The organism is Flagellimonas myxillae, assembly GCF_023502235.1.
GTDB lineage: Bacteria > Bacteroidota > Bacteroidia > Flavobacteriales > Flavobacteriaceae > Flagellimonas > Flagellimonas myxillae.
This window is the reverse complement of the sequence record NZ_JAMFLY010000001.1, coordinates 1,444,441-1,458,510: the sequence shown is the minus strand read 5'-3', so window position 1 is coordinate 1,458,510 and position 14,070 is coordinate 1,444,441. Positions and strand designations below refer to the sequence as shown.

7 protein-coding genes and 1 tRNA gene are annotated in these 14,070 nt (G+C 44.0%); 7 read left to right on the top strand and 1 reads right to left on the bottom strand.

Annotation, left to right across the window (positions count from 1 at the left end):
* The first annotated feature begins 1 nt into the window (after position 1).
* The 4 genes from M3P07_RS06675 to bshB1 all read left to right on the top strand — a co-directional run bounded on the left by M3P07_RS06675 (position 2) and on the right by bshB1 (position 6,679).
* A complete protein-coding gene (locus tag M3P07_RS06675) occupies positions 2 to 3,160 on the top strand; it encodes a cytochrome c biogenesis protein CcsA (RefSeq protein ID WP_249969119.1) in 3,159 nt (1,052 codons plus the stop codon).
* 172 nt (positions 3,161 to 3,332) lie between these two features.
* Positions 3,333 to 4,742, top strand: a complete 1,410-nt coding sequence (locus M3P07_RS06670; RefSeq protein WP_249969118.1) for an MATE family efflux transporter — start codon at positions 3,333 to 3,335, stop codon at positions 4,740 to 4,742.
* A gap of 35 nt (positions 4,743 to 4,777) precedes the next feature.
* Positions 4,778 to 5,947: a trans-sulfuration enzyme family protein gene (locus M3P07_RS06665; protein ID WP_249969117.1), complete on the top strand. Its 1,170-nt coding sequence runs from the start codon at positions 4,778 to 4,780 to the stop codon at positions 5,945 to 5,947.
* Between the two features lie 9 nt (positions 5,948 to 5,956).
* Positions 5,957 to 6,679, top strand: a complete 723-nt coding sequence (bshB1, locus tag M3P07_RS06660) for a bacillithiol biosynthesis deacetylase BshB1 (protein ID WP_249969116.1) — start codon at positions 5,957 to 5,959, stop codon at positions 6,677 to 6,679.
* Here bshB1 and M3P07_RS06655 read toward each other — a convergent pair.
* On the bottom strand, positions 6,676 to 8,760 hold the full coding sequence (locus M3P07_RS06655; RefSeq protein WP_249969115.1) for a tetratricopeptide repeat-containing sensor histidine kinase: 2,085 nt from the start codon (positions 8,758 to 8,760) through the stop codon (positions 6,676 to 6,678). The genes bshB1 and M3P07_RS06655 overlap by 4 nt on opposite strands.
* A gap of 326 nt (positions 8,761 to 9,086) precedes the next feature.
* Between M3P07_RS06655 and M3P07_RS06650 the strand changes: the two genes are divergently transcribed.
* From M3P07_RS06650 to M3P07_RS06640, 3 genes are all read left to right on the top strand, one after another.
* Positions 9,087 to 9,162, top strand: a tRNA-His gene (locus tag M3P07_RS06650).
* A gap of 350 nt (positions 9,163 to 9,512) precedes the next feature.
* Entirely contained in the window at positions 9,513 to 11,180 is a 1,668-nt protein-coding gene (locus M3P07_RS06645) for an L-lactate permease (RefSeq protein WP_249969114.1), read from the top strand.
* 4 nt (positions 11,181 to 11,184) lie between these two features.
* On the top strand, positions 11,185 to 14,058 hold the full coding sequence (locus M3P07_RS06640; RefSeq protein WP_249969113.1) for an FAD-binding and (Fe-S)-binding domain-containing protein: 2,874 nt from the start codon (positions 11,185 to 11,187) through the stop codon (positions 14,056 to 14,058).
* Positions 14,059 to 14,070 lie beyond the last annotated feature (12 nt).

Genomic DNA, 14,070 nt, shown 5'->3' with positions numbered 1-14,070 from the left:
GATGATTGACCTCCTTAAAAAGACCCTCTTTTCCACAAAACTTATGGCTGTTCTTTTCCTACTTTTTGGGACAGCAATGGCCTTTGGAACCTTTGTGGAAAGTTGGTATAGTACAGAAACCGCCAGAATTTATATATACAACGCTACATGGTTTGAAGCCATTATGGTGTTCTTTATGATCAATTTCATTGGCAATATTTTTCGCTATCAATTGCTTAGTTGGAAAAAATGGCCCGTATTGGTCTTGCACCTTTCTTGGGTTTTGATCATTCTTGGCGCATTCGTGACTCGTTATATCAGTTATGAGGGGATGATGCCCATTAGGGAAGGAGCTAGTGAAAATCGGTTCTATTCGGACAAGACCTATTTGACCGCTTATGTCGATGGTGAAATCAATGGAGAGACCAAACGTAGAATTTTGGAGGACGATCTTTTGGTTACCGAGGAAGGGATGCGCTCCAGACTGCCCTGGAAATCAGATTTTAATGGACAGCCGTTTACTATTTCCTATGTCAATTTTATTGACGGTGCCAAGGAAGGATTGATTCCTGGCGAAAGCGGGAATGAATATCTTAAAATTGTTGAGGCCGGTGATGGCCAGCGACACGAACATTACCTGGAAAGTGGCAAGATTGCCAGTATTCATAATGTACTTTTTGCTTTGGACAAGCCTACCGATGGGGCCATTAATATTTTCTCCCAAGGAGATGTGTATCAAATAGATTCCCCTTTTGAAGGTGGCTTTATGCGGATGGCGGACCAGTTCAGGGGCGATGTGGTCAAGGATAGCTTGCAAGAGTTACAACTGCGGTCCCTGTATACCATCGCAGGAATGCAATTTGTGATTCCCGAACCTGTGGTAAAGGGGAGCTATGGTATTGTTGAAATGCCTGAAGAAGAGGTTGACGAAACATCGCTGGATGCTTTAACTGTCTCCATTTCGGCCAATGGAGAAACAGTGGAACAAACCCTGTTGGGGGGTAAGGGCACGTCCAATTTTTCGGATAAGATTTCGGTTGGGGGATTGGATTTTACCCTTGGCTATGGTTCCAAGGTCTACGAACTTCCATTTTCCATCCGACTTAACGACTTTATTGCAGAAAAATATCCCGGTACCATTTCAGGCTATAAGTCATTTATGAGCAAGATTACGGTAAATGACCAGCGTTCCTTTGATTACGATGTGTATATGAACCATGTATTGGACCATAAGGGATATCGCTTTTTCCAATCCAGTTTTCATCCTGATGAGAAAGGTACGGTGCTGTCCGTCAACCATGACTTTTGGGGTACGTGGATTACCTATATTGGATATTTCCTGCTGTACATTGGTCTTTTGGGAATCATGTTTTTTGGCAAGACCCGGTTCAGGGATTTGGAACGGCAGTTGGATAAAATCAAAGAAAAAAAGGCCGCTCTCACAACCATTTTATTATTGTGTTGCACCCTAGGTTTTGCCCAAGCAACAGGGGAGGAGACACATACCTTACCAACCCAAAAACAGGTGGATTCCCTGATTCAGGCAACTGTAGTTTCTGAAGAACATGCCGAAAAGTTTGGCGCACTGGTCATACAAGATGAGGGGGGCAGGATGAAACCGGTGCACACCTTTGCCTCAGAACTCTTAAGGAAATTAAGTAAAAAGAATACGTACGAAGGACTGACTGCCAACCAGGTGTTTATGTCCATGATGATGAATCCCGGAGTTTGGTATAACGTAGAGTTTATTGAGGTCGCGGATAGTCAAAATGACAGTATCCGGGAAATAATAGATGTACCCAAAACCCAAGATTATATTAAGGCCACAGACCTATTTACCCCCACTGGCGGCTATAAGTTGGAATCGTATTTGATGGACGCGACCATTACCAACAACCCGAATAAATTCCAAAAGGATTTCATTAAAGTGCATGAGCGACTTGGCCTTCTTGGAAAAGCGCTGGATGGAAGCATACTTAAAGTATTTCCATTGCTAAATGATGAGAACAACAAATGGATTTCTGCGGTGGAGTTTCGTTCCGGGCAGTTCCACGTATCCGATTCGCTTTATGCAAACTTTATAAAAAATTCCATGCCCTATTATTTGGGCACCCTTCAATCTTCCATTAAAACCGGTGATTACTCCCAACCGGAAAAGTTGTTGGAAGCATTTAAACAAAACCAGCGTAACCATGGTATTGAAGTGTTACCTAGCGAAACCAAGATAAAGGCGGAGATCATATATAATAAGCTCGATATCTTTAACCGCTTGTTTAGATACTACGGTTTGGTGGGAGTTCTGCTGTTTTTTGTGCTGATTTTCCGAATTTTTAAAGAACGTGAAATTTGGAAGGCAGCAGCCTATTTCCTAAAAGGAACCATCATTTTGTTATTTGTGTGGCATACCGCCGGGTTGATACTGCGATGGTATATTTCTGGGCATGCCCCTTGGAGCGATGCCTATGAAAGTATTTTGTTCCTCGCCTGGGCAGCCATGGGTATAGGCTTGGCATTGGGAAGAAAAAGTGAGTTGACAATTGCGGCCACGGCTTTTATCGCCTGTCTGTTTTTGATGATTGCAAACTGGAATTGGGTGGACCCATCCATTGCAAACTTAGTCCCGGTATTGGACAGTTATTGGCTTATGATCCATACCGCGGTTATCGTGGGTAGTTATGGCCCGTTAGGTGTAGGGATGATCTTGGGGGTAATATCCCTAATATTGATCATGACCACGACCAAGAAAAACAAAAAAAGGATAAAACTGAGTTTGCAGGAACTTGCAGCTGTAAACGAACTTGCGTTGACTGCCGGTTTGGCCATGTTGGTTATTGGTACTTTCCTAGGGGGACAATGGGCAAATGAAAGCTGGGGACGCTATTGGGGATGGGACCCCAAGGAGACCTGGGCCCTGATATCCATCATGGTTTACGCCTTTGTGCTTCATATGAGGCTGGTACCAGGACTTCGGAGTTTATGGCTCTATAACTTTGCGAGCATTGTTGCCTATGCCAGCATCCTCATGACCTATTTTGGGGTGAACTTTTATTTGGTGGGCTTGCATAGCTATGCCAGTGGGGATCAGGTAATCACACCTAGTTTTATTTGGTATTCCGTGATCGGTGTCTTCATTTTGGGCGGGATTAGCCTATGGCGATATCGGATCCATTATGCCAAATAATTAGGGTTCAGCTTTGTGCTTTCAAAAAAAATTGCATCTTTGTAGCATCATGAAGTTATAAGAATTATGTCCGCTATAGATGTCACAATGGCCTTTAGGCCAAAAAAGTAACCGAAATTCTTCTTCGGTTCAGTGACGTTTACCCATTTGTTTTACACATAATTCTTTTACAATGACATCTTCAAATAAATTATCCCTTAAAAAATTTTTCAATTATTTCTGGATTGCTGTATCCGGTAAAGAAACCGAATTCACCTCTGGAAGTATCCGAAAGGCAATTTTCATGCTTTCCATTCCCATGATCTTGGAAATGCTGATGGAATCCATATTTGCGATCGTGGATATTGCCTATGTTTCCCAAGTCAGTGTTAACGCGGTGGCTACAATAGGATTAACAGAATCCGTTATTACCCTGATTTATGCCCTAGCCATTGGGCTAAGTATGGCAGCTACAGCTGTTGTGGCCCGTAGAATTGGCGAAAAGGATGTCAAAGGCGCACGAATAGCGGCGGTTCAAGCCATTGGTTTGGGTGTTTTGGTTTCCATTGCCCTGGGTATTGTGGGCATTTTATGGGCTGAGGAAATCCTACAATTGATGGGAGGCGAGCCTGACCTTATTGCAGAAGGAAGTGGATACACCAGATTACTTATCGGTGGAAACATTACCATTATGCTGCTCTTTTTGATCAATGCCATTTTCAGGGGCGCCGGTGATGCCTCTATTGCCATGTGGACCCTGGTGCTATCGAACGGCCTAAATATAATTTTGGACCCAATATTCATTTTCGGAATGGGGCCAATACCCGAATATGGGGTTATGGGCGCGGCCATTGCCACGAATATCGGTAGGGGTTCCGCTGTATTGTTTCAATTGGGAATTCTCTTTTTCGGTTGGGGCAAGATCAAGCTTATGGCCAAAGACTTGGTACTTAATGTCCAAGTAATGGTGAATTTGATAAAGGTATCCTTGGGAGGTGTCGCCCAATTTTTAATTGGGACTTCCAGTTGGGTTTTCCTCATGCGGATCATGTCCGAATTTGGCAGTGAAGTATTAGCTGGTTATACCATAGCCATTAGGGTCATCATGTTTACCTTGATGCCTGCTTGGGGAATGAGCAATGCCGCGGCTACTTTGGTTGGGCAAAATCTTGGAGCACAAAAACCGGAAAGGGCGGAGATCTCCGTTTGGAAGACCGGAAAATACAATGCCTATTTTATGGGCTTGGTGTCCTTGGTTTACCTGCTCTTTGCCAAAAGTATCATCTCCTTGTTCAATGATACCCCAAGTGTGGTGGAAAGCGGAGGGTTGTGTTTGCAGATCATAGCCATAGGATATGTTTTCTATGCCTACGGCATGGTAGTCTCTCAGGCCTTTAATGGTGCAGGGGATACAAAGACCCCGACTAAAATCAATTTCTTTTCTTTTTGGATGTTCCAACTTCCTATTGCCTATGTTTCGGCCTTGGTGTTGGACTGGGGGGCAGCGGGCGTATTTGTGGCCATAACAGCAGCCGAAGTTTTGCTGGCGGTAATGGCCGTTATCTGGTTCAAAAAAGGAAATTGGAAACGCGTTCAAGTATAGCCGGTTTCGTATCTTTAGCATAAACTTTTGCTAGTATGGATACGGATAAAAAAGGAATAAATACTATATGTACCCACGAAGGTGGCGTTAAGGACGTTTTGTTCAAAGGCGCCACCTCACCTTTATATACCAGTACGTCCTACGCCTTTGAGGATGTAGATGCAAAACGCTATCCCAGATATTTCAATACGCCAAACCAAGAAGCCCTAGGCAAAAAGTTGGCTGCTTTGGAACATGCAGATCAGGCCATGATTTTTGGAAGTGGAATGGCTGCTATTAGTACTGCACTGTTGACCTTTTTGCAGGCCGGGGACCATGTGGTTTTTCAACAGACCCTATATGGCGGCACCTATAATCTGGTGGTTACCCAATTGGAAAAATTTGGAATTTCATATTCCTTTACCACGGGTTGGCAGGTGGCCGATTTTGAACGGGAATTGCAGCAGAACACCAAGCTCATTTATGTTGAGACTCCATCCAATCCCCTCCTGACCATAACGGATTTGTCTGGTGTGGCCCAGTTGGCCAAGTCAAAGGGTTTAATGACCATGATAGATAATACTTTCGCCAGCCCCATTAATCAAAACCCCATTGATTTTGGAATCGATGTGGTATGCCATAGTGCGACCAAATATATGGGAGGGCATTCCGATATCTGTGCCGGAGTAGTTGCCTCATCCAAGGAAAATATGGAGCAGGTCTACCAAACCGCCATTTGTTTTGGGGGCAACCTCAGTGACTATACTGTTTGGCTCTTGGAGCGTAGTTTGAAGACGATGGGGATACGGGTGAAGGAACAGAACAACAACGCCCAAAAAATGGCTCACTTCCTTTTGGATCATCCAGATATTGTGGCAGTGCACTATCCAGGTTTGGAGAATCATCCGGACCATGGGTTGGCCAAATCACAGATGAAGGGATTTGGAGGAATGCTTTCCTTTGAGCTAAGTAGAGAGGTTGACGTCTCCCAATTTTTTAAACAATTAAAACTTATCAAACCATCTATGAGTCTTGCAGGGTTGGAAAGTACAGTTTCTGCGCCCGTGACCACCTCCCACGCACTTATGAGTGCGGAAGATCGGAAAAAACAGGGAATCACAGATTTCTTGGTTCGGTTTTCGTTAGGTATCGAGAATATTGAAGACCTAACAGAGGATATTGAGCAAGCCATAAATTCGGTGAAATCCATGCAAGTGCATGCATAGCAATCATTCATGAAATTAGATATTTTAGTTTTTGGTGCCCACCCTGATGATGCAGAGTTGGGAGCCGGGGGAACCATTGCCAAAGAAGTTTCCAGAGGTAAAAAAGTAGGAATTGTTGATCTTACTAGAGGCGAATTGGGTACACGGGGTACCGCCGAGATTCGGGATGCCGAATCGGCCAATGCTGCTAAGATTTTAGGCGTGGCCGTTCGTGAAAACATGCAGTTTGCTGATGGTTTTTTTGTAAATGATAAGGACCACCAGATGGAGGTTATCAAAATTATCAGGAAATTCCGACCCGATGTGGTATTGTGCAACGCCGTTGAAGACAGGCATATTGATCACGCCAAGGGAAGCCAGTTGGTCAGCGATTCCTGTTTTTTGAGCGGATTGGTAAAAATTGACACCAAAATGGATGGGGATGACCAGTGGCAAGAGCCATGGAGACCTCGCGTCGTATATCACTTTATTCAATGGAAAAACCTAGAACCCGATTTTGTGGTGGATGTATCCGGATTTATTGAGAAAAAGAAGGAGGCAATTCTAGCCTATAGTTCCCAATTCTTTGATCCCAACAGTGATGAACCGGAAACTCCAATCAGCAGTAAAAACTTTATAGACAGTGTAACCTACAGGGCCCGTGATATGGGTAGATTGGTAGGCGTGGAGCATGCTGAGGGCTTTAACGTGGAACGCTTTGTTGCTGTGGACAATCTCGACGCGCTGATCTAGCTGGCTTGCTGATATTTATCTTCTGCCTTTGGAACGGTAAAGAAGAATGTGGTTCCTTTTCGTAAAACACTTTCCACCCAAATTTCCCCCTTGTTCTTCAGGATCATTTCCTTACATAGAGATAGCCCTAATCCGGTACCTCTTTCATTATTGGTACCGTAGGTGGTGATGTTTGAGGTATCCGTGAAAATCTTTTTCTGTATTTCCTTGTTCATACCGATACCGGTATCCCGGATCATAATTTGCCAAACGTTCCGCTTTTCCTCCGCCTCTATGGTGATAAGCCCATCTTCGGGGGTGAACTTGATAGCGTTGCTAAGCAAGTTTCGGACAACGATGTCGATATGGTTTTGGTCGGCCCATCCCAAAGGATTTTCAGGCAGCTGATTGATTATTTTGATGGACTTTCTCGATGCCACCTCCGAAAGCAATTGAATGTTACTGTTTACCAATTTTTCCAACGAAATTCGCTTAGGCTTGGTAGCTACACCATTCAGTTGTGTTTGGCCCCAAGAAAGCAGGTTGTTAAGGGTAAAGGAGATGTTTTCGACATCAGATTTGAATTTGGGGATAAACGACATAAACTCATTCTTGCCAATTTCCCCGTCCGTAAACAGTTTTAACATCCCTTGCATGGCACCTATTGGGCCTCTAAGATCATGTCCAATGATTGAGAATAGTTTTGTTTTGGTTTTGTTGATTTCATGCAGCTCGGATTCTCGCTGACTCACCACTTCAGATTTTTGCTGGAGCTCCACGTTCAGTTTTTTCTGGATATGCGCGCTGCGCCTTACCATAAAGGTAATTACAGTAAGTACGATGAGAATCATCACCGCAAAGTAGATATAGCTCCGTTGTCGTGCCAAGGCCATTTTGTTGGACTTGATCAGTTGCTCTTTTTCCTGCTCGTACTGCAATTTGGTTTTCAGCATGGAAAGGCTTTGCTGGGTTTTGTCCTGGAATAGGGAATCGGACAACTTTTTGAAAGTTTCCAAATGGACCAAGGCAGTTTGGGTATCGTCCTTTTTCTTGTGCAATTTGTACAAGGTTTCTGAACAATCCCTTTGTCCTTGCAGTGATTTTATTTTTTTGGATATCGACAACCCTTCCTTGGCATATTCCATGGAAATACTATCCTGTCCCAGCCCTAAATATACCTTGGCCATCCCGTTCAACAATTGGATTTTTTCGCGATCATCATCAAGCTCCAAATGCAATAGATTACTTTGATCGTACCAATATAGGGCCCATTGGTACTTTTGTTGTTCCAGATAAATACTTCCCTTTACCTGGTAGGCATAGGCAAGCCATTCGTAGACTTTGTGCTTTTCAAAACTGGCAATACTCTTGTTGATGTTGAACATTGCATGGTCAAAGTTCTTGGCATCCTTGTACATGGAGGCCATATTACTTTGGGTTTCTGCATGGAATATTTCATTACCCACTTTGCGGTTTAAGGATTGAACAGTATCATAATAAATTTCGGCATTGATAAAATCCTTTTGATCCGCGTACAAGCTGGCGATGTTTTCGTTAAGGATGGACAGCATTTTATTGCTTCCCACTTGCTTTGCCACATCAATGCCCTTCAAATAGAGATTAAGCGCTTCTGCCACATTGCCCTCATAATAATAGTCGTTGGACAAGGAGTTAATGATACTGAGCTCGCAATCTTTGTCACCAAGCTTTTTGGAAAGCTCTAGGGCTTGCTTAAAGATGGGCATGGACTCTTTTCTGTTTCCCTGATCTGAATAATAACACCCCAAGTTTTCAAGCGCTCTTACCTCTCCATGAAGAAATCCAACCGCCTTACAGTATTTCAATGCACGATTGTTAATGGAATACAGACTGTCGTTGTTAAAAAATCGGTAGGAGTCGGCAAGGCTGATCAACAAATTGATATGCAAAGTATCTTTTGGATTGAAACGACTGGTGGTTTCCAAGCGCTTTAACCGAAAGGACAGACTATCCCTTTTACTGACTTGGGCAGGGGAGGTATAAGTAATGACCAAAGCGAAACTTAATACTCCGAATTTACCCAGCAGTTGGTGCAGTTTTTTGAGGTTTTTTTGTCGGGACATGGGGTGATAACATATTAGGTTAAAAATACCCTTGCCCTGTGGCCTAAGGAATTAAATGTTGTGAACTGTCAAAAAATGTGTGTTTTGTCCCATAAAACCTGCATTTCATCGATGTTTTTGCAATTGAAACACTTTGTGCCAGAAGATCCAGGCTTGATAAAAAATAATATATATCACCAACATAATCCCCAATTCTGGAGTACGGGCATAATCCTAAATTTTCTGAAGCTGCACTTTCATTATATTTTTTTGATTTTATGGTTCGGTAAAGCTTAATTTCTTTTGATGGAATTAATAAAAAAAGTATTTTTGCCTCCGCTTTAAATGGTGGTTGTAGCTCAGTTGGTTAGAGCGCTGGATTGTGGTTCCAGAGGTCGCCGGTTCGAACCCGGTCTTCCACCCAAATAACAAGCCCTCCGAAAGGATGGGCTTTTTTTGTGTCCATTGGGAAGGGCGGGTGAGAGGCCTGTCCTGAGCTTGACGAAGGGAACCCGGTCTTCCACCCAAATAACAAGCCCTCTGAAAAGATGGGCTTTTTTGTGCCCAAAAGAATAGAGAAAATAGGACGCAAGACACAAGTTTGTTTCGTAGTAATCTGGTCTTCAACCCGATAAATTGACTGACCGCACCAAAAATTCACAAAAGAAGAGGAAATAGTTTTTTGGAAGCCCTTCGGGTAGGCCAAAAAAAAGGTATATTGATAGGGCGTTGAAAGATACTGGCCAAATCACGCATCAACTAAACCCATATTAATGTCCGGATCCGTTCTTGCACTTTTGTCCTTTTTACCTATACTACTGGCCGCCATTCTTCTCTTGGGTTTTAGGATTCCCGCAAAAAAAGCCATGCCTATATCATTTTTGGCCACAGCCATAATGGCCATTGTTGTTTGGAAAATTCCCATTTTGGACATAGCTGCATCCACCATTCAAGGGCTGTTCATCACATTTGATATACTCTACATAATTTTTGGCGCCATCCTGCTTTTGAACCTGCTTAAATATTCCAGGGCCCTGGTCGTAATCCGTGAGGGGTTTGCCAATATTTCCAAAGACAGACGGGTGCAGGTGGTGATCATCGCTTGGCTATTTGGCTCTTTTATAGAGGGAGCTGCGGGGTTTGGAACACCTGCAGCTATCGTTGCTCCGCTCCTTGTGGGGATGAGGTTTCCAGCCTTTTGTGCCGTAATGTTGGGCATGATGGTGCAGAGCACGGCAGTTTCCTTTGGAGCCTTGGGAACTCCCATACTGGTTGGGGTTAGAGGAGGCATCCAAAGCCCTGAATTCTCAGCGGGACTGGTCCAATCTGGACTGGAATTATCGGAATATATCCAATTGGTAACCTCGAATGTGGCACTCTTGCATGGTATAACCGGCATCTTGATGCCTACCCTTATGGTGTGCATGATGACCCGGTTTTTTGGCAAGAACAAATCCTGGAGGGAAGGTCTAAGGATACTCCCATTTACAGTTTTTGGAGGGCTGGCGTTCACCTTGCCCTATGTGCTTACAGGGCTATTTTTAGGCCCAGAATTCCCCACTCTTCTGGGGGCATTGCTTGCAATTCCTATTGTAGTGATAGCTGCAAAACGGGGATTTTTGACGCCCAAACAAGCCTGGGACTTTGATGAAGAAAAAAACTGGCCCGCTACTTGGTTTGGAACATTGAACGTAAAGTTGAATGATCAAGGCGAGTACAAAAAAATGCACTTGGCCAAAGCATGGTTACCCTATTTGATAATGGCAGGCCTCTTAGTACTTTCCAGACTTCCACAAACCCCGATTAAAGGTTGGTTGACGGACATTAAAATTATGTGGTCGGAGATTTTGGGAACCTCTGTCTCTGCCTCTAGCAGTCCACTTTATTTGCCTGGTACCATTTTGTTAATCGCCGGAATTATTACCATAGGGCTTCACAAAATGAAACTTGCCGATGTAAGAACGGCCTTTACCAACAGCACCAAAATGCTTTTGAGTGCAGGTTTCGTGTTGGTTTTTACCATACCCATGGTTCGTATCTATATCAACTCTGGTGGAAATCCTTCCGACCTGCCGGGTATGCCCATTGCGATGGCCCAATGGGTGGCAGTGACTGTTGGGGATGTGTATCCCATGTTCGCTCCTTCCATTGGGGCTTTGGGGGCTTTCATTGCCGGTAGCAACACGGTGAGCAACCTTATGTTTACGCTTTTCCAGTTTGGAGTGGCGACGGAACTGGCCATGCCCACCTTTATAATTGTCGCCTTGCAGGCTGTTGGAGCGGCGGCAGGTAATATGATAGCAATTCACAATGTGGTTGCCGCCTCGGCCACGGTTGGATTTCTAGGTAAGGAGGGAATGGTACTCCGGAAGACCATGTTGCCCACTATCTATTACCTGTTCGTAGTCGGCATTTTGGGGTTAATATTTATTTTCTTCTAGCGCCATGGAAATAAAGGATCTTTTTGACAGGCTCGAGCATTCAATAAAAGGGGATGTACTTATTGATGATTATTCGTTGGGTATGTACGCCACAGATGCCAGTATTTACCAAATTAGACCTATTGCCGTGGTATTGCCCAAAGATGTTCAGGATGTTAAACAGGTGGTTGCCATGGCCTATGAAAATGGCATTACGATTTTGCCAAGGGGAGCGGGTACCAGTTTGGCAGGACAAACGGTTGGGAATTCCATTGTTTTGGATTTCTCAAAATACATGAATTCAATTATAGCCATTGATGCCGCCAACAAAGCTGTTCGCGTTCAACCTGGGATGGCCCGGGACGATTTAAATGCTATTTTGGAACCTTATGGATTGCACTTTGCGCCTGATCCTGCCACAAGCAGTCGCGCCAATGTAGGTGGAATGGTAGGGAACAACTCTTCAGGAACAAAAAGCATTCTTTTTGGGAAAACCGTTGATCACGTGCTGGAAGCGGACGTTCTTTTGGCCGACGGTACCGAATTGAGATTGGAAAACTGTACCCCCGAAGTCTATCGCAAAAAAGCAGATCAAGATAATAGGGAAGGGGAGATTTATAGATCCTTCGAACAATTGATTCAAACCCATTCCGAAGAAATTAAGGAACGGTTTCCCAAAGTAATGCGAAGGGTTGGCGGATATAATCTGGATGAATTTGTGTATACGGACCAATGGAACCTGAGCAAGCTGGTTTGCGGAAGTGAAGGTACGTTGGCGACCACTTTGGAATTAAAGTTGAATTTGGTTGACTTACCAAAACATAAATCAGTCTGTGTGGTTCATTTTTCGGCTGTTTTGGAAGCGATTTCTGCCGTGGAGACCATGCTCGGCTATAATCCATCCGCAGTTGAGATATTGGACAAGACGGTTGTGGATTTGAGTAGGTCCAATCTAACCACCAAACACCATTGTCATTTTATTGAAGGCAACCCTGAAGCCATATTGATTGTTGAATTCTATGGAGATTCCGTTGAGGATGTTCTGGAACGGCCAAAGAATATGATAGCGGAACTTAAAACCAAAGGTTTCGGGTACGCATATCCCTTATTTCCAGAAGGTACGGCCTATAATGATGTATGGGTCATTCGGAAAAAGGGATTGGGGTTAATGTTAGGTTTAAAGGGAAATAAAAAACCTCTGGCTTTTATTGAAGATGCTGGAATTCCCTCGGAACATTTACCTGAATATATAGACCGGGTCTTGAAGGTTTGCGAGAAACATGGAACAAAAGCGGCCATGTATGCCCATGCCAGTGTGGGCGTAATTCATGTGAGGCCTATTTTGGACTTACGACTTGCAGAGGACATTGAAAGATTAAAAAACATCACCGAAGATACCTTCGAGTTGGTTATGGAATATGGCGGTTCCTGGAGCGGGGAACATGGGGATGGACTTGTTCGAAGCCACTATAACAAACGCTTTTTTGGTGATACCCTTTATGGGGCCTTTCTTGAGGTGAAAAAACTTTTTGACCCCAAGAATTTGATGAATCCCGGGAAGATTGTGGAGTCCCAGACTATAGAAAAAAATCTGCGCTATGGAACCTCCTATCGGGATGATGAAGTGCAGACTGAATATCAGTATAAGGAAGAAATTGATTTTGCCTCCGCAGTACACATGTGCTCTGGGGTGGGTGAGTGTAGAAAAGTATTGGGCGGAACCATGTGCCCAAGTTTTAAAGCTACCCGTGATGAGGAGCATTCAACTCGAGGGCGCGCAAATGCACTGCGAATGGCGATGTCCAATCAGTTGGGGACGGAAGGGTTGTCCAGCAAGCGGTTGCATAAGGTTATGGACCTATGTCTTTCCTGTAAGGCGTGTAAATCGGAATGCCCCAGCAACGTGGACATGGCCAAATTAAAAAGCGATACCCTGCAAATGTATTATGACAAACATGGTATTTCGTTACGGGACAAGCTTATTCGCGATTCAGCCAAGGCATCAAGTTCCTTCTCGGGATGGAAAGCTGGAATTGTGAATGGAATTCAAAAAAATGGTTTGTTCAAAACGATTTTGCAGCGCACAGCCAAATTTGATAAGCGTAGAACGTTGCCCGAATTTGCCAGGGAACCTTTTTATAAGTGGTTCAAGAAACACGCGGCTAAAACCAATACAGGGACCAAAAAAGTTGTGCTGTTTGCCGACACCTATTTAAACTATCATGAACCCAAGGTTGGAATCAGTGCCCTGACGCTTTTGAATTCCTGTGGCTACGAGGTCATTCTGGCGAATGTGGGCTGTTGCCAACGGCCAAAAATCTCCCACGGTTTCTTGAGGGATGCTAAAAAAGAGGGAGCAAAGACCATTGAAGGGCTTCAACGCTATTTGGACCAAGGTTTAAAAATTGTGGTCTGTGAGCCAAGCTGTGCCTCCGCCCTAAACGATGATCTACCCGATTTAATCGCAAACCAAGAAGTGGCCGAGCAACTGAAAAATGGGGTCATGATGATTGATGTCTTTTTGGCGGATGAGTATGAAAATGGACGATTAGAGGTTGACTTCGAACCCATTTCAGAAGGAGTGACCATACATGGTCATTGCCACCAAAAAGCACTGTATGGAACAAACACCATGAAATCATTATTGAAAAACCACAAGGACGTAGTACAAGAAATTCCTTCTGGATGTTGTGGAATGGCAGGCTCTTTTGGGTATGAAAAAGAGCATTATGATCTGTCCAAAAAAATTGGGGAGGAGATCCTCTTTCCCGCTATTGAAGAACTGGACAATCAGCATGAACTGGTGGCCTGTGGATTTAGCTGCCGCCATCAAATAGCCCATTTTACCAAGGCCAAGCCCAAACATTTTGTGGAAGTAATACGAACAACAAAAAAGTAATTTGATAACCGA